This window comes from Pseudomonas tremae (assembly GCF_001401155.1).
Classification (GTDB): Bacteria; Pseudomonadota; Gammaproteobacteria; order Pseudomonadales; family Pseudomonadaceae; genus Aquipseudomonas; species Aquipseudomonas tremae.
Map to the genome: position 1 here is coordinate 232,877 of NZ_LJRO01000153.1, position 16,864 is coordinate 249,740.

Annotated in this window: 17 protein-coding genes; 14 read left to right on the forward strand and 3 right to left on the reverse strand. The window is 59.9% G+C overall.

Annotated features, from left to right (window positions below; all coding sequences use genetic code 11):
• Positions 1-7 precede the first annotated feature (7 nt).
• Together ALO43_RS10950 and ALO43_RS10955 are read left to right on the forward strand one after the other, a co-directional pair.
• Positions 8-1,012, forward strand: a complete 1,005-nt coding sequence (locus tag ALO43_RS10950) for an aspartate carbamoyltransferase catalytic subunit (protein ID WP_024689953.1) — start codon at positions 8-10, stop codon at positions 1,010-1,012.
• Positions 1,009-2,280, forward strand: coding sequence for a dihydroorotase (locus ALO43_RS10955; RefSeq protein WP_053479858.1), 1,272 nt, complete (start codon positions 1,009-1,011; stop codon positions 2,278-2,280). Before ALO43_RS10950 ends, ALO43_RS10955 begins: the two co-directional genes overlap by 4 nt.
• A 73-nt stretch (positions 2,281-2,353) precedes the next feature.
• On the opposite strand, the gene ALO43_RS10960 is transcribed toward ALO43_RS10955, so the two are convergent.
• Entirely contained in the window at positions 2,354-2,758 is a 405-nt protein-coding gene (locus tag ALO43_RS10960) for an NINE protein (protein ID WP_024689951.1), read from the reverse strand.
• Between the two features lie 250 nt (positions 2,759-3,008).
• On the opposite strand from ALO43_RS10960, the gene ALO43_RS10965 reads away from it, so the two are divergent.
• Positions 3,009-3,680, forward strand: a complete 672-nt coding sequence (locus tag ALO43_RS10965) for a C40 family peptidase (RefSeq protein WP_050586564.1) — start codon at positions 3,009-3,011, stop codon at positions 3,678-3,680.
• Between the two features lie 91 nt (positions 3,681-3,771).
• On the opposite strand, the gene ALO43_RS10970 is transcribed toward ALO43_RS10965, so the two are convergent.
• Positions 3,772-4,806 (reverse strand): type IV pilus twitching motility protein PilT, encoded by a 1,035-nt coding sequence (locus tag ALO43_RS10970; RefSeq protein WP_054997494.1) that lies wholly within the window; start codon positions 4,804-4,806, stop codon positions 3,772-3,774.
• Between the two features lie 55 nt (positions 4,807-4,861).
• Here ALO43_RS10970 and ALO43_RS10975 point away from each other — a divergent pair, with 55 nt between their 5' ends.
• The 8 genes from ALO43_RS10975 to ALO43_RS11010 all read left to right on the forward strand — a co-directional run bounded on the left by ALO43_RS10975 (position 4,862) and on the right by ALO43_RS11010 (position 11,148).
• Entirely contained in the window at positions 4,862-5,548 is a 687-nt protein-coding gene (locus ALO43_RS10975; RefSeq protein ID WP_054997495.1) for a YggS family pyridoxal phosphate-dependent enzyme, read from the forward strand.
• A gap of 22 nt (positions 5,549-5,570) precedes the next feature.
• Positions 5,571-6,389, forward strand: a complete 819-nt coding sequence (proC, locus tag ALO43_RS10980) for a pyrroline-5-carboxylate reductase (RefSeq protein ID WP_024689950.1) — start codon at positions 5,571-5,573, stop codon at positions 6,387-6,389.
• 25 nt (positions 6,390-6,414) lie between these two features.
• Positions 6,415-7,005, forward strand: a complete 591-nt coding sequence (locus ALO43_RS10985; RefSeq protein ID WP_005888327.1) for a YggT family protein — start codon at positions 6,415-6,417, stop codon at positions 7,003-7,005.
• Positions 7,006-7,209: 204 nt separating this feature from the next.
• The gene (gene metX, locus ALO43_RS10990; protein ID WP_005888326.1) at positions 7,210-8,349 is read left to right on the forward strand and encodes a homoserine O-succinyltransferase MetX; all 1,140 of its coding nucleotides are present in this window, start codon (positions 7,210-7,212) and stop codon (positions 8,347-8,349) included.
• Positions 8,350-8,356: 7 nt separating this feature from the next.
• Positions 8,357-8,977 (forward strand): methionine biosynthesis protein MetW, encoded by a 621-nt coding sequence (metW, locus tag ALO43_RS10995; protein ID WP_005888325.1) that lies wholly within the window; start codon positions 8,357-8,359, stop codon positions 8,975-8,977.
• A gap of 33 nt (positions 8,978-9,010) precedes the next feature.
• On the forward strand, positions 9,011-9,604 hold the full coding sequence (rdgB, locus tag ALO43_RS11000) for an RdgB/HAM1 family non-canonical purine NTP pyrophosphatase (protein WP_024656720.1): 594 nt from the start codon (positions 9,011-9,013) through the stop codon (positions 9,602-9,604).
• Positions 9,601-10,815: a radical SAM family heme chaperone HemW gene (hemW, locus tag ALO43_RS11005; protein ID WP_024689949.1), complete on the forward strand. Its 1,215-nt coding sequence runs from the start codon at positions 9,601-9,603 to the stop codon at positions 10,813-10,815. Before rdgB ends, hemW begins: the two co-directional genes overlap by 4 nt.
• 9 nt (positions 10,816-10,824) lie before the next feature.
• Entirely contained in the window at positions 10,825-11,148 is a 324-nt protein-coding gene (locus ALO43_RS11010; RefSeq protein WP_005888321.1) for a DUF3392 domain-containing protein, read from the forward strand.
• Between the two features lie 560 nt (positions 11,149-11,708).
• On the opposite strand, the gene ilvD is transcribed toward ALO43_RS11010, so the two are convergent.
• Complete coding sequence (gene ilvD / locus ALO43_RS11020) at positions 11,709-13,556, reverse strand: dihydroxy-acid dehydratase (RefSeq protein ID WP_024689947.1); 1,848 nt, start codon at positions 13,554-13,556, stop codon at positions 11,709-11,711.
• Between the two features lie 334 nt (positions 13,557-13,890).
• Here ilvD and alaC point away from each other — a divergent pair, with 334 nt between their 5' ends.
• The 3 genes from alaC (at position 13,891) to ltnD (ending at position 16,859) form a co-directional block, all read left to right on the forward strand.
• Positions 13,891-15,099, forward strand: a complete 1,209-nt coding sequence (gene alaC, locus ALO43_RS11025; protein ID WP_024668610.1) for an alanine transaminase — start codon at positions 13,891-13,893, stop codon at positions 15,097-15,099.
• A gap of 172 nt (positions 15,100-15,271) precedes the next feature.
• A complete protein-coding gene (locus ALO43_RS11030; RefSeq protein WP_005888313.1) occupies positions 15,272-15,727 on the forward strand; it encodes a YkgJ family cysteine cluster protein in 456 nt (151 codons plus the stop codon).
• Positions 15,728-15,953: 226 nt separating this feature from the next.
• Complete coding sequence (gene ltnD / locus ALO43_RS11035) at positions 15,954-16,859, forward strand: L-threonate dehydrogenase (protein WP_005888311.1); 906 nt, start codon at positions 15,954-15,956, stop codon at positions 16,857-16,859.
• Positions 16,860-16,864 lie beyond the last annotated feature (5 nt).

A 16,864-nucleotide genomic window follows, 5' to 3' on the forward strand; every position in this document is an offset into this window, starting at 1 on the left:
CATTGCGATGACGCCTCTCGACGCCAAGCGCCCGCTGCAGCTCAACCATCAGGGCCAGCTGCGCCATTTCCTGTCTCTGGACGGCTTGCCCCGCGAGCTGCTGACCGAAATCCTCGACACCGCCGACTCTTTTCTCGAAGTCGGCGCCCGCGCGGTGAAAAAGGTCCCGCTGTTACGCGGCAAGACAGTGTGCAACGTGTTCTTCGAAAACTCGACGCGCACCCGAACCACATTCGAGCTGGCGGCACAGCGACTGTCGGCCGACGTGATCACCCTGAACGTCTCGACCTCCTCCACCAGCAAGGGCGAGACGCTGTTCGACACCCTGCGTAACCTTGAAGCGATGGCCGCCGACATGTTCGTCGTGCGCCACGCCGACTCGGGCGCAGCGCATTTCATTGCCGAGCACGTGTGCCCGGACGTGGCGATCATCAACGGCGGCGACGGCCGCCATGCCCACCCTACCCAAGGCATGCTCGACATGCTGACGATTCGTCGTCACAAGGGAGGTTTCGAGAACCTGTCGGTGGCCATCGTCGGCGATATCCTGCATTCGCGGGTGGCGCGTTCCAACATGATTGCGCTCAAGGCGCTGGGCTGCCCGGACATCCGCGTGATCGGGCCGAAGACCCTGCTACCGGTTGGTGTCGAGCAGTATGGTGTGAAGGTCTACACCGACCTCAACGAAGGCCTGAAGGATGTCGACGTGGTGATCATGCTGCGCTTGCAACGCGAGCGCATGACCGGTGGCCTGCTGCCCAGCGAAGGCGAGTTCTATCGCCTGTTCGGTCTGACCACCACGCGCCTGGCGGCCGCGAAGCCGGATGCGATTGTCATGCACCCCGGCCCGATCAACCGCGGCGTGGAAATTGAATCGGCGGTGGCCGACGGAGCGCATTCGGTGATTCTCAATCAAGTGACCTACGGCATCGCCGTGCGCATGGCGGTGCTGTCGATGGCCATGAGCGGACAAAACACGCAACGACAATTCGAGCAGGAGAACGCCCAGTGAAGCTAAGCATCCTCGGCGCTCGCGTCATCGACCCGGTCAGCGGGCTGGATCAGATTACCGACCTGCACATAGAAGCAGGCAAGCTGTGCGCAATCGGCGCCGCACCGGAAGGCTTCGAGCCCACCCAGACCATCGACGCCACCGGGCTGGTCGCAGCCCCCGGTCTGGTCGATCTCAACGTGGCCCTGCGCGAACCCGGCTACAGCCGCAAAGGCAGCATCGCCAGCGAAACCCGTGCAGCGGTAGCCGGCGGCGTGACCAGCGTGTGCTGCCCGCCGCAGACCAAACCGGTGCTCGACACCTCGGCAGTAGCCGAGTTGATTCTGGACCGCGCCCGCGAAGCCGGTTTCAGCAAAGTGTTCCCCATCGGGGCGCTTAGCAAGGGCCTGGAAGGCGAACAACTGGCAGAACTGATGGCCCTGCGCAGCGCAGGCTGCGTGGCCTTCGGCAATGGTCTGAGCAGCTTCAGCAATACCCGCACGCTGTGTCGGGCGCTGGAATATGCGGCCACGTTTGACCTGACGGTGATTTTCAATTCTCAGGATCGGGATCTGGCCGAAGGTGGTCTGGCGCATGATGGCCCGACTGCCGCCTTTCTGGGGCTGGCCGGCATTCCTGAAACAGCCGAAACAGTGGCGCTGGCTCGCGACCTGTTGCTGGTCGAGCAAAGCGGCGTGCGCGCGCATTTCAGCCAACTGACCAGCGCCCGTGGCGCGGCGCTGATCGCCCAGGCTCAGGCACGTGGGCTGCCTGTGACAGCGGATGTGGCGCTGTATCAGTTGATTTTGACCGATGAAGCGCTGATCGACTTCTCCAGCCTGTATCACGTCCAGCCGCCGCTGCGCACCCGTGCCGACCGTGATGGCCTGCGTGAAGCTGTGAGGTCAGGGGTTATTCAAGCGATATCGAGCCACCACCAGCCGCACGAGCGCGATGCCAAGCTGGCACCGTTTGGCGCGACAGAACCGGGCATCAGCAGTGTCGAACTGCTTTTGCCGCTGGCGATGACACTGGTTGAAGATGGCCTGCTGGACCTGCCAACCCTGCTGGCCCGCCTGAGCAGCGGCCCGGCACAAGCCTTGCGCCTGCCAGCCGGCAAGCTGAGTGCTGGCGCGCCTGCCGACATCGTGCTGTTCGACCCGGCTGCCTCCACCGTTGCAGGTGAGACCTGGCTGTCAAAAGGCGACAACTGCCCCTTCATCGGCCACTGCCTCCCGGGCTCGGTGCGCTACACACTGGTGGATGGGCGTATCAGCTACAGCCGCTGAGGCAAGCCACCGCCCTCCACGCTCTGACCAGCGGCGGGCGGACCGCACTCTGCGTCCGCCCACCCCCAAGCATTCAACCGCGTCGGGCGTTCTTCATCGAGATCTGATCATTCAACGTCCAGAAGTCATACAGGATGCCCACCAGGAACAACCCACCGGTCAACAGGTAGATGACGCCCGTTATCCACTTGCCCTGATACATGCGGTGCAGGCCGAACAGGCCGAAGAAGGTCAACAGCACCCATGCCACGCTGTAATCGGTCGAACCGGGCGTAAAGCGCAGGTCGGCCTCGCTGTCCATGGACGGGATCAGGAACAGGTCGATCAGCCAGCCAATGCCGAACAGGCCGAACGTGAAGAACCAGATGGTCCCGGTCACCGGCTTGCCGTAGTAGAAACGATGCGCTCCCAGAAACCCGAAAATCCACATCAGGTAACCCATGACCTTGCTGTGCGTATCAGAACGATAGCCGTTCATTTTTAACCTCTTTGCGCTGATAGAAAAAAATACATAACATTTTTGTGACTTGGTTTCGCTCATCCGACGTATGGCACATGAGCCGGTTTAATGCCGCCAAGCCCTTGTCACTAAAGGGATTAGCGATAAAAAAGAAAGAGTCTGTCGCAGAAAACGCAACGATACCAGTGTGATGCACTCGACAAATGGGGTCAGATTTTTCGAAAAAGCTGTTATAAAGTTGCGCGCTGACCACTACGAGCCCTGCCGAATGCGTCCTTTTTTCAAGACATGGCTAACCATTTGCCTATTTATGCCACTGGCCGCCCACGCCACCAATCGTGAGCAACAACTTCCTGCGAGCTTCACGGGCCATACCGCCAAAAGTCACTCTTCACCGGCACTCGCGACTCGCACTGCACCCAAGGAAGCCACACCAGTATCCGTTCAACCCAAAAACTCTCGCGCCAGCAAGCCGCTGTCGCGCAAGAATGCCCAAAAGGCAGCCCTGCAGGCATCGGTGCCTGCCAAACAGGGCAATGCCGTTGTAAAACGGGCCTTGCAGGCTGTCGGGACGCCTTATCGCTGGGGCGGCAACACGCCCGGCAAAGGCCTCGACTGCAGCGGTCTGGTCAAATATGCCTACACGGATGTCCGTGAAGTCAATTTGCCACGCACCTCCAATGCCATGGCCCAGGGTCATGGTCAGACGGTGGATCGCAAGGACCTGAAACCCGGCGACCTGCTGTTCTTCAACATCAAGAGCAGCAACATCAACCACGTCGCCATCTACCTCGGCGACAACAAGTTCGTTCATGCGCCGCGCCGTGGCAAGGCCGTTACTGTCGATACGCTGAACAAACCGTATTGGAACAGTCACTACAAGGTCGCCAAGCGTGTGCTGCCCAAGCAGCCGGTGCAGATGCGCGTCGTCCAGCGCTGACCTGATCGCAGCTTGACAAAGGGGGCCTTGAATTCATTCAAGGCCCCCTTTTCGTTCCACTCTCATAACATCCGAAGGCTTGCGGAACAGGTCAGAAATTGTCAGGCACCTTGGCCCGCTCGCGTGCGCTCTCGCGGGTGATCAGGCCCTTCTTGACCAAGTCGGCCAGACACATGTCCAGCGTCTGCATACCGACCGACCCGCCGGTCTGGATCGAGGAATACATCTGCGCCACCTTGTCCTCACGAATCAGGTTACGAATCGCCGGGGTGCCCATCATGATTTCGTGCGCCGCCACGCGTCCGCCGCCAACCTTCTTGAGCAACGCCTGCGATACCACGGCGTGCAGCGATTCGGACAGCATCGAACGGATCATCGACTTTTCCTGCGCCGGAAACACATCGACGATCCGGTCAATGGTCTTTGCCGCCGACGTGGTGTGCAGGGTGCCGAATACCAGGTGACCAGTCTCCGCAGCGGTCAGCGCCAGGCGAATGGTCTCGAGGTCACGCATCTCGCCGACCAGAATCACATCCGGGTCCTCACGCAGGGCCGAGCGCAGCGCTTCCGAGAAACCCAGGGTGTCACGATGAACCTCACGCTGGTTGACCAGGCACTTCTTGGACTCGTGGACGAATTCGATCGGGTCTTCAATTGTCAGGATATGGTGATGCTTGTTGCAATTGAGGTAGTCGATCATCGCCGCCAGAGTGGTCGACTTGCCTGAACCGGTCGGCCCGGTGACCAGAATCAGGCCTCGCGCCACATTGGTAATCTTCCGAAACACATTGCCCATCCCCAAGTCTTCCATACTCAGAATTTTTGAAGGAATGGTCCGAAAAACGGCGCCTGCGCCACGATTCTGGTTGAATGCGTTGACCCGAAACCGCGCGACACCCGGCACTTCGAAGGAAAAGTCAGTCTCTAGACGCTCTTCGAAATCCTGACGCTGCTTGTCGTTCATGATGTCGTAGATCAGCGCCTTGACCTCCTTCGCGTCCAGCGGCGGCAGGTTGATGCGGCGCACATCACCATCGACACGAATCATCGGTGGCAGACCTGCAGAGAGGTGCAAGTCCGACGCGCCCTGTTTGGCACTGAAGGCCAGCAGCTCGGTAATATCCATACAGCTCCTCAATCACATAGAATGCCGCAGACCTTAGCCTGACTGGCGCAAATCAATGTCCACGATAGCAGCGAACATTTCAACGCTTGAACAGCGAATTCGCGACACAGCCCACGCTGCCAACCGCGATCCGGCCTCCGTTGGCCTGCTGGCGGTCAGTAAAACCAAGCCGGCGAGCGACCTGCGAGAAGCTTACACGGAGGGCCTGCTTCATTTTGGCGAAAATTATTTACAGGAAGCACTGGGCAAACAGCTCGAATTGAACGACCTGCCCTTGTGCTGGCACTTCATCGGCCCCATTCAATCGAACAAGACGCGTGCTATTGCCGAGAACTTCGCCTGGGTACATTCCGTGGATCGCCTGAAAATCGCTCAACGCCTGTCCGAGCAGCGCCCCGACGCGTTGGAGCCGCTGAACATCTGCATTCAGGTGAACGTCAGTGGCGAAGCCAGCAAATCGGGTTGCGCGCCTCAGGACCTGCCGGAGCTGGCAGCCGCCATCAACGTGCTGCCGCGGCTGAAGCTGCGCGGCCTGATGGCGATTCCCGAGCCAACGGATGACCCTCATGAGCAGGCAGCGGCGTTTGCCGCCGTGCGCACCTTGCAGGAGCAACTGGGCCTGCCTCTCGACACACTTTCCATGGGCATGAGCCACGACCTGGAGGCCGCCATTGCACAAGGCGCCACCTGGGTACGGATCGGCACTGCCCTTTTTGGCGCTCGCGACTATGGGCAGCCATAACTTTGCACACAAGGACCCTTTCATGAGCAAGACCCGTATTGCCTTTGTCGGCGCCGGAAACATGGCCGCCAGCCTGATCGGCGGCCTGCGCGCGCAAGGTGTGGACGCGGCGCTGATCTGCGCCAGTGCGCCGGGCGCCGAAACCCGCGAGCGAATCGCAAAAGATCACGGCATCAAGGTATTCGCAGACAATGCAGACGCGATCAACGGCGCGGATGTCGTGGTGCTGGCAGTCAAGCCACAGATGATGAAAAGCGTCTGCCAGGCCTTGAAGTCCAACCTCGAACCTCACCAGTTGATTGTTTCGGTGGCTGCCGGTATTACCTGCGCCAGCCTGACTCAGTGGCTGGGCGAACAACCGGTTGTGCGTTGCATGCCCAACACCCCGTCGCTGCTGCGTCAGGGTGCCAGCGGGCTATATGCGACCGACAAGGTCACTGCCGAGCAACGCGATCAGGCCGAGCAACTGTTGTCAGCCGTCGGGCTGGCGGTCTGGGTCGAACAGGAAAAACACATGAACGCGGTGACGGCGGTGTCCGGCAGCGGCCCTGCGTACTTCTTCTTGATGATGGAAGCGATGACCGCGGCAGGCGTGAAACTGGGCCTGCCGGAGGATGTCGCTGAAAAGCTCACGCTGCAGACGGCGCTGGGCTCGGCCCTGATCGCGACCGGCAGCGATGTGGACGCGGGCGAATTGCGCCGTCGTGTCGCCTCACCGGGCGGGACCACCGAAGCAGCAATCAAGGCATTTCAGGCGGGCGGCTTCGAAGCGCTGGTGGAAACGGCGCTGACCGCCGCAGATCATCGTGCAGCCGAGCTGGCTGAACAACTGGGCAAATAATTTTCGGGTTTTCTGGAGCAGATCGATGATCGGATTGAACACCGCTGCAATTTACGTCCTGCAGACGCTCGGCAGTCTGTACCTGCTGATCGTACTGCTGCGCTTTGTGCTGCAATTGGTGCGGGCCAACTTCTATAACCCGCTGTGCCAGTTCATCGTGCGCGCCACTCAGCCGCTGCTCAAGCCACTGCGACGCATCATTCCGAGCCTGTTCGGCCTGGACATGTCGTCGCTGGTGCTGGCAATCATCGTGCAGATGATCCTGATGGCGCTGACCCTTCTGCTAATGTTTGGCACCACCGGCGATCCGCTGCACCTGCTGCTTTGGTCGATCATTGGCGTGACGGCGCTGTTCCTGAAGATATTCTTCTTCGCCCTGATCATCAGCGTGATCCTGTCGTGGGTGGCACCGGGCAGCAACAACCCTGGCGCAGAGCTGGTCAACCAGATCTGTGAGCCAGCCCTGGCACCGTTCCGCAAGATTGTCCCGAACCTGGGCGGTCTGGACATATCGCCGATCCTGGCGTTTCTGGTGCTCAAGCTGCTCGACATGCTGGTCATCAACAACCTCGCCGCCATGAGCAACATGCCCGATGTACTGCGATTGTTGATGTAAGCGAAGTTCCGAATCGTCCGGATATATAGAGGCTTTGTGGGAGCGAACCGGGCGACGCTCCCACAACAGCCCTGCCTCAACTATGGTGCGACGCTCTGCGTCCTGGTCAGATAGCGCAACTGATTTACGCCTCACAACATCCCTTATTGCCGCTGCACCCCGCGGTCTTTAGACTTACGCCTCATTCACGCGAGAGCAGGGTCGATGCCCACGGTTTTCCCTCACGATTCTGTCGGACTGGTCACACCGCAAATGGCGCATTTCAGCGAGCCTTTGCCGCTGGCCTGTGGCCGTTCGTTGCCAGCCTATGACCTGATTTACGAAACCTACGGTCAGCTCAACGCTGCTCGCAGCAACGCCGTGCTGATCTGCCACGCGCTGTCAGGGCATCATCATGCCGCAGGCTTTCACAGCGCCGACGACCGCAAGCCCGGTTGGTGGGACAGTTGCATCGGCCCTGGCAAGCCAATCGACACCGACCGGTTCTTCGTCGTCAGCCTCAACAACCTTGGCGGTTGCAATGGCTCGACCGGCCCAAGCAGCATCGATCCAGACACCGGCAAACCATTCGGTGCCAATTTCCCGGTACTGACCGTGGAAGACTGGGTCAACAGCCAGGCCCGGCTGGCCGACCTGCTGGGTATCGACACATGGGCTGCGGTGATTGGCGGCAGCCTGGGCGGCATGCAGGCGCTGCAATGGACCATCAGCTACCCGGATCGCGTGCGCCATTGCCTGGCAATCGCCTCGGCCCCCAAGTTGTCAGCGCAGAACATCGCCTTCAACGAAGTGGCGCGCCAGGCGATTCTCACCGACCCGGAATTTCACGGCGGCTCGTTCCAGGAGCAGGGCGTCATACCCAAGCGCGGGCTGATGCTGGCGCGGATGGTCGGGCATATCACTTACCTGTCCGACGACTCGATGGGCGAGAAATTCGGTCGCGGCCTCAAAAGCGAGAAGCTCAACTACGATTTCCACAGCGTAGAGTTTCAGGTCGAAAGCTACCTGCGCTATCAAGGTGAAGAGTTTTCCGGGCGTTTCGACGCCAATACCTACCTGTTGATGACCAAAGCGCTGGATTACTTCGACCCTGCAGCCAGCTTCGACGACGACCTCGCAAAGACTTTCGCCAACGCCACCGCGAAGTTCTGCGTGATGTCGTTCACCACCGACTGGCGCTTCTCGCCAGCCCGCTCGCGGGAGCTGGTGGATGCGTTGATGGCTGCCCGCAAGGACGTCTGCTACCTGGAAATCGACGCGCCTCAAGGGCATGACGCTTTCCTGATCCCGATTCCGCGCTACCTGCAGGCTTTCGGTAATTACATGAACCGAATTTCGTTGTGAGGACGTCATGAGAGCCGATCTGGAAATCATCCAGGAATGGATCCCCGCAGGCAGCCGCGTGCTCGACCTCGGTTGTGGCAATGGCGAATTGCTGACCTGGCTGCGTGATCACAAACAAGTGACAGGGTACGGGCTGGAAAACGACGCCGAGAACATTGCCGAATGCGTAGCCAAAGGCATCAACGTCATCGAGCAGGACCTCGACAAGGGCCTGGGCAACTTTGCCAGCAACAGCTTCGACGTGGTGGTCATGACCCAGGCCCTGCAGGCCGTGCATTACCCGGACCGAATCCTCGACGAAATGCTCCGCGTCGGTCGGCAGTGCATCATCACATTCCCGAACTTCGGTCATTGGCGCTGCCGCTGGTATCTGGCCAGCAAGGGGCGCATGCCGGTGTCAGAATTTCTGCCGTACACCTGGTACAACACGCCGAACATCCACTTCTGCACCTTCGGCGACTTCGAAGAACTGTGCCGCGAACGCGATGCACAGGTGCTCGACAGGCTGGCGGTCGATCAGCAGCACCGTCATGGCTGGGCCAGCAAACTCTGGCCTAACCTGCTGGGCGAGATCGGCATCTACCGGGTTACCAGCCCAGGGCTGGCGGAGCACAAGATTGCCGTTTAAACGATCGTTTTCAAGCACCACCACAGGCCGACCATGAACCTCACACAACTCGTACTGGCCAGCCACAACGGCGGCAAACTCAAGGAACTCCAGGCCATGCTCGGCGGCAGCGTGACGCTACGTTCGGTGAGCGAGTTCAGCCTCGTGGAACCGGAGGAGACCGGGCTGTCGTTCGTCGAAAACGCGATCCTCAAGGCACGCAACGCATCGCGGCTGTCCGGGCTGCCTGCGCTGGCCGATGACTCGGGGCTGGCAGTGGATTTTCTCGGCGGTGCGCCAGGCATCTATTCCGCGCGCTATGCCGATGGTCAGGGCGACGCGGCCAACAATGCCAAGCTGCTGGAGGCGCTGAAAGACGTGCCGGACGAGCAGCGTGGCGCGCAATTCGTCTGTGTTCTGGCGCTGGTGCGGCATGCCGACGATCCGCTGCCGATTCTCTGTGAAGGCCTGTGGCACGGGCGCATTCTGCACGCCGCCAGCGGTGAGCACGGCTTTGGCTACGACCCGCTGTTCTGGGTGCCGGAGCGCAATTGCTCAAGTGCCGAACTCGGCCCCAGCGAGAAAAACCAGCTCAGCCATCGCGCTCGCGCGATGGTCCTGTTACGCCAACGCCTGGGTTTGCAATGACCCACGATTCGCCTGCACAGCCGCTGTTTCTCGGCGAGAGCGGTTTCTCATCAGAGAGCCCACGCCCTGCACTGCAGCACCTGCCACCGCTGTCGCTGTACATCCATATTCCATGGTGCGTGCGCAAATGTCCGTACTGCGACTTCAACTCGCACACCGCCAGCCCGGTGCTGCCGGAACAGGAGTACGTCGACGCCTTGCTGGCCGATCTGGACCTCGACCTGCCGCACGTCTACGACCGCGAGCTGCAATCGATCTTCTTCGGTGGCGGTACGCCGAGCCTGTTCAGCGCCGACGCTTTGGGCCGCTTGCTGAAGGGCGTCGAGCAACGCATCCGCTTTGCCAGCGACATCGAGATCACCCTGGAAGCCAATCCCGGCACCTTCGAACAGGCCAAGTTCAGCGCCTATCGCGGCCTGGGGATCAATCGGCTGTCGATCGGCATCCAGAGCTTTCAGGAATCCAAACTCAAGGCGCTGGGCCGCATACACAATGGCGACGAAGCGATTCGTGCCGCTGACATGGCGCGTCAGGCCGGTTTCGACAACTTCAACCTGGACCTGATGCACGGCCTGCCGGACCAGTCCCAGGATGAAGCGCTGGCCGATCTGCGCCAGGCTATTGCGCTGGCACCGACTCACCTGTCCTGGTATCAGCTGACCCTGGAACCCAACACGGTGTTCTGGAATCAGCCACCGGTTTTGCCGGAAGACGACATTCTTTGGGATATTCAGGAAACCGGACAGCAGTTACTGGCCACTCATGGGTACGCGCAGTACGAAGTGTCGGCCTATGCGCAACCCGGAAAACCGGCGCGGCATAACCTCAACTACTGGGCGTTCGGTGATTTCATCGGTATCGGCGCAGGCGCGCACGGCAAGCTGAGCCATCCGGACGGGCGCATTATCCGCACATGGAAGACCCGGCTGCCCAAGGATTACCTGAACCCGGACAAGCCGTTTCAGGCAGGCTCGAAGCTTTTGCCGCTGGAGGAATTACCGTTTGAATTCCTGATGAATGCACTGCGACTGACAAATGGTGTAGACGCTGCGTTATTTCGCGAAAGAACGGGTCTAAGCCTCGATTCGCTTGCCGAGGCACGCAGGCAGGCCGAACAAAAGGGTCTGCTGCATGAAGATCCGTCACGCCTGATCGCCACGCCTCAAGGCCAGCTGTTCCTCAATGACTTGCTGCAATACTTTCTGATCTAAGGACCCTGCATGGATTTCGTACTCGACTTGCTCGCCACCGTTTCGCGCTGGAGTCGCAGCAATCTTTCAGAAATCGCGCTGGCATTGGTGGGCTGCCTGCTGGTGCTGTTTGGCGCAGACATCAAAGGCTGGATAGAACAACGCATCAGCAGCATGACCGGCGCCCTGCGCATTCCGCTCATTGCCCTGCTCTGCGCAGTCGGCAGCGGTGCGGCGCTGATCTACGCCACTCCTTGGGTGGTGCGCGGCCTCAGTCAATTCAACAACTACAGCCTGGCGCCGGTGCTGTTGGTGGTGCTGGTGTTGATCGGGGTGATTGCGGACCGCAAGTGAGCCTTTCAACTGGAGCCCCACGTCGCGTTATTGAACGATGAGGCAACTGGCAAACGTGCATGCGCCTGTTTTCCCGGTGAGTGTCACAAACTTTATGCTCGGCGTGCCACTGACAGGGGTGATACTCAGCGGGTAAGTGGCGACGCGACTAATGACGTAGGTGCCCTTGCTCGCCACCTCCTGCTTCACGCCCCTCTGTATGACATAAATCGCGAACGTACTGTTATTGCGGACCTGTACCGCTGTCTCCACTTCCTGAGCGATATCAGTGGGCGGAGCTATTTCATTTTGGGTGGCGTCTGTTGAGTCAACTGCGTATGCACCAAGGCAAACGCTCATGAACAATGTCGGTGCCAGGAACCATGCTCTCATCACGTTCTCCATAACATCTGATAGCGGTTCGCCGCAGAGGATTTCGCGGCTGTTGGGCCACTGTATAGTGCTGAAACGCTCTCGACACCTGTCAGAAATACCACTGTGTCTAAAGTGCCGCGCACAATCTTTGGACAAAAAAACACCCCGACTGGCGGGGCGTTTTCATACCAAATCAAACGTTCGCGCTATGGCACCAGCTTGTCCAGCAACGCCTTGTCACGCACGGCGCCCTTGTCGGCGCTGGTTGCCAGCAAGGCGTAGGCCTTGAGTGCAGTGGTCACCTTGCGTGGACGCGACTCGACAGGCTTCCAGCCTTTCTTGTCCTGTTCGGCGCGACGTTCGGCCATCTCGGCGTCGTCGATCATCAGGTTGATCGAGCGATTCGGGATGTCGATCAGCACTTTGTCGCCGTCACGGACCAGACCGATTGCCCCGCCCGCTGCGGCTTCCGGCGAGGCGTGACCGATGGACAGACCGGACGTACCACCCGAGAAGCGGCCGTCGGTGAGAAGCGCACAATCCTTGCCCAGGCCTTTGGACTTCAGGTACGAGGTCGGATAGAGCATTTCCTGCATGCCCGGACCGCCTTTCGGGCCTTCGTAACGAATGATGACGATGTCGCCAGCCTTCACTTCGTCAGCCAGAATCCCGCGTACAGCGCTGTCCTGGCTTTCGAAGATCTTCGCGTTGCCTTCAAAGACGTGGATCGACTCGTCGACACCGGCGGTTTTAACCACGCAGCCATCCAGCGCGATGTTGCCGTACAGCACGGCCAGGCCGCCCTCTTGCGAGTAGGCGTGCTCGACGCTGCGGATGCAGCCGTTTTCACGGTTGTCATCCAGGCTTTCCCAACGGGTCGACTGGCTGAACGCGGTCTGGGTCGGGATGCCTGCCGGGCCGGCCTTGAAGAAGGTATGCACGGCTTCGTCGTCAGTCTGGGTGATATCCCATTTGGCGATGCCTTCGGCCAGGGTTTTGCTGTGTACGGTGGGCAGGTCGGTGTGCAGCAGGCCGCCACGGGCCAGCTCACCGAGGATGCTGAAGATCCCGCCGGCGCGGTGCACGTCTTCCATGTGGTACTTCTGGATGTTCGGTGCCACCTTGCACAGCTGCGGCACCTTGCGCGACAGACGATCGATGTGACGCAGGTCGAAGTCGATCTCGGCTTCCTGAGCGGCTGCCAGCAAGTGCAGGATGGTATTGGTCGAACCGCCCATGGCGATGTCCAGCGTCATAGCGTTTTCGAACGCCTTGAAGTTGGCGATGTTGCGCGGCAACACCGAATCGTCGTTTTCCTTGTAGTACTGGCGGCACAGGTCAACGATGGTCCGACCAGCCTGCAGGAACAACTGCTCGCGGTCGCTGTGGGTAGCCAGTGCAGAGCCGTTGCCCGGCAGGGCCAGACCCAGCGCTTCGGTCAGGCAGTTCATCGAGTTGGCGGTGAACATACCCGAGCAGGAGCCGCATGTCGGACAGGCGCTGCGCTCGTATTCGGCGACTTTCTCGTCGCTGGCAGTCGAGTCGGCAGCGATGACCATTGCATCGACAAGGTCCAGACCGTGGCTGGCCAGTTTGGTCTTGCCCGCTTCCATCGGCCCGCCGGAAACGAAGACCACCGGGATGTTGAGTCGCAACGCCGCCATCAGCATGCCGGGGGTGATCTTGTCGCAGTTGGAAATACACACGATGGCGTCGGCGCAGTGCGCGTTGACCATGTACTCGACCGAGTCGGCAATGATCTCGCGGCTTGGCAGCGAATACAGCATGCCGTCATGGCCCATCGCAATACCGTCATCGACCGCAATGGTGTTGAATTCCTTGGCCACGCCACCGGCGCGTTCGACTTCCCGCGCGACCAGTTGGCCCATGTCCTTGAGGTGGACGTGGCCCGGCACGAACTGGGTGAAGGAGTTGGCGATGGCGATGATCGGTTTCTTGAAATCTTCGTCTTTCATGCCCGTAGCGCGCCAAAGGGCACGGGCGCCGGCCATGTTGCGGCCGTGGGTGGACGTTTTCGAGCGGTAATCAGGCATTGGAGCACTCCGGCAAAAATAAGGCTGATCAGGAAGGGAGTGAGCTTCTATTGACGTCGCGGGCGTGCGGCAGTGACCACAGGCAGCGAAGAAACCGAACACCACGGGATCACCGTGTACTCGGCCTGAGCTCATAAACCCGCCGGGGATGAATGGCGATGAATAGCGCGATTCTACACCGCCGACTCCGTTTGGTGGGTGAACAATGTTTGTACAGCTCGCGCTGTAATCTCTGTGGACAAAACGCTATCAGCCCATCTATCTTGGTCGGCAGGCCGCCTCATGCGGCCGCGTCGCTCGGACGGTTCCGGGCGCTTACGTTTGCGAGATACTCATGGCCGAACAAGGTTCGCCGCGCCGCTTTGCGCGCATAGATCGACTCCCCCCTTACGTGTTCAATATCACCGCCGAGCTGAAAATGGCTGCCCGTCGTCGCGGTGAGGATATTATCGACTTGAGCATGGGCAACCCCGACGGGGCCACGCCGCCACATATTGTCGAAAAACTGGTTACCGTCGCCCAGCGCGAAGACACCCACGGCTACTCCACATCACGCGGTATCCCCCGCCTGCGTCGCGCCATTTCCAACTGGTACAAGAAGCGCTACGAGGTCGATATCGACCCTGAAAGCGAAGCCATCGTCACCATTGGTTCCAAGGAAGGCCTGGCGCACCTGATGCTCGCCACGCTGGATCAGGGCGACACGGTGCTGGTGCCCAACCCGAGCTATCCGATCCACATCTATGGTGCCGTGATTGCCGGCGCCCAGGTGCGGTCGGTGCCGCTGGTACCGGGCGTGGATTTCTTCGCCGAGCTGGAAAAGGCCATTCGCGGCTCGATTCCCAAGCCGAAGATGATGATTCTGGGCTTCCCGTCGAACCCGACCGCGCAATGCGTGGAGCTGGATTTCTTCGAGCGCGTGGTGGCGCTGGCCAAGCAGTACGACGTACTGGTGGTGCATGACCTGGCGTATGCCGACATCGTCTATGACGGCTGGAAAGCACCGTCGATCATGCAGGTGCCTGGAGCCAAGGACATCGCCGTCGAGTTCTTCACCTTGTCCAAGAGCTACAACATGGCAGGCTGGCGAATCGGTTTCATGGTCGGCAACCCGGAGCTGGTCAACGCATTGGGGCGCATCAAGAGCTACCACGACTACGGCACCTTCACGCCATTGCAGGTCGCGGCCATTGCGGCGCTGGAAGGCGATCAACAGTGCGTTCTCGACATAGCCGAACAGTATCGCCAGCGCCGCAACGTGCTGGTCAAAGGCTTGCATGAAATGGGCTGGATGGTCGAGAACCCCAAAGCGTCCATGTACGTCTGGGCCAAGATCCCGGAGGTTTACGCGCATCTGGGCTCGCTGGAGTTCGCCAAGAAACTGCTGGCAGAAGCTAAAGTCTGCGTCTCGCCGGGCATCGGTTTTGGCGAATACGGCGACGATCACGTGCGTTTTGCGCTGATCGAGAATCAGGACCGAATCCGTCAGGCTGTGCGCGGGATCCGCAGCATGTTCAGGGCCGACGACAAGCTCAGGTCCTGAGTTTTCCCTGCGCACCCTGCCTGCTGACCGACTGCGGTCGGCAGGCAGCAACCTCATCGTCAATTACGCTCCTCAGCCTGACCGACAGTCGCTTCGACAATTTTTACTTACTGCAAATGGCCGCGGACCGGTATGATCGCGCGCCCTGATACACCCGGAATTCTGAAATAAAATGAAACCCACCTTGATCGCCGCCGCAGAACTCGATCGCATCGACACTTGGGCCAAGTACTCCAGCCACATGTGCGGAGGCTGCATCTCCAGCTGCTGCACGCTGCCGGTAGAAGTGAAGATCAAGGACCTGATCCGCATCGGCATCGTCGATGAGTTCGAGCGCGGCGACCCGGCCAAGAACATCGCCAAGCGCCTGCAGAAAGAAGGCATCGTCGAGCGTTACAATCAGAAGTCGGAAATCTTCACGTTGCAGCGCATGAGCAACAACGACTGCCTGTACCTGGACCGCAAAAGCCGCCTGTGTACCATCTACGAAAAGCGCCCGGACACCTGCCGCAACCATCCGAAGATCGGCCCGCGCCCCGGCTATTGCGCCTATAAGCCCAAAGAGGTCGTGCGTCAGGAAAGCGGCTCACTGAAGAACGCCACCAGCGCGCCAGTGCCGAAATTCTGAGCCTTCGTGGATGACGCAAGGCGTCAGCAATGCAGCGATTTCAATCAAGCCCCGGTCAGGGGCTTTTTTGTGGGCGATTGGAAAACTCCGAGAATGTTAAATTTTGTTATAAATAAAAATACTTCACATTATTTACTCATTGATTCACTATCTGATTCACAGATCAGAACAATAACGCTCGAATGCCGGCTTCACAGGCATCGGCACTGACTTTGAGGATTACTGCATGAACACTAAAAACGTTGGCGTCATCGGCCTGGGCGCGATGGGCTTGGGCATCGCCCGCTCGTTGCTGCGCAGCGGTTTCAATGTGCATGCCTGCGATGTGCGCACCAGCGTGACCGAAGCGTTCGCCCAGGAAGGCGGTGTTGCCTGCCAATCCCCAGCCAGCATGGCCGCTGCCTGCGACGTGATCATTACCGTCGTGGTCAATGCCGAGCAGACCGAAACCGTCCTGTTCGGCGAAAACGGTGCCATTGCGGCCCTGCGTCCGGGCAGCCTGGTGATCGGCTGCGCAACCGTCGCACCGACCTTCGCCGTCGAACTCGGCGAACGTCTTGCCGCACAGAATCTGCTGTACCTCGACGCCCCGATCTCCGGCGGCGCAGCCAAGGCCGCTGCTGGCCAGATGACGATGATGACCTCCGGCCCGAACCAGTCCTATGCCAAGGCCGAAGCCATCCTCAACGGCATGGCCGGCAAGGTCTACCGCCTGGGCGACGTCCACGGCCTGGGCTCGAAGGTCAAAATCATCAACCAGTTGCTGGCGGGAGTGCATATCGCTGCCAGTGCCGAGGCAATGGCCCTAGGCCTGCGTGAAGGCGTCGATGCCGACGCACTCTACGAAGTGATCACCAACAGCGCCGGCAACTCGTGGATGTTCGAAAACCGCGTGCCGCACATCCTCAATGCCGACTACACGCCGCTGTCGGCTGTGGATATCTTCGTCAAGGACCTGGGCCTGGTGCTGGATACCGCACGCAGCAGCAAATTCCCGCTGCCGCTGTCGGCCACTGCGCACCAGATGTTCATGCAGGCTTCCAGCGCTGGCTACGGTCGTGAAGATGACTCGGCAGTGATCAAGATTTTTCCGGGCATCGAATTGCCCAAAGCCAAGCCTGAAAAAGCCTGAGGAGC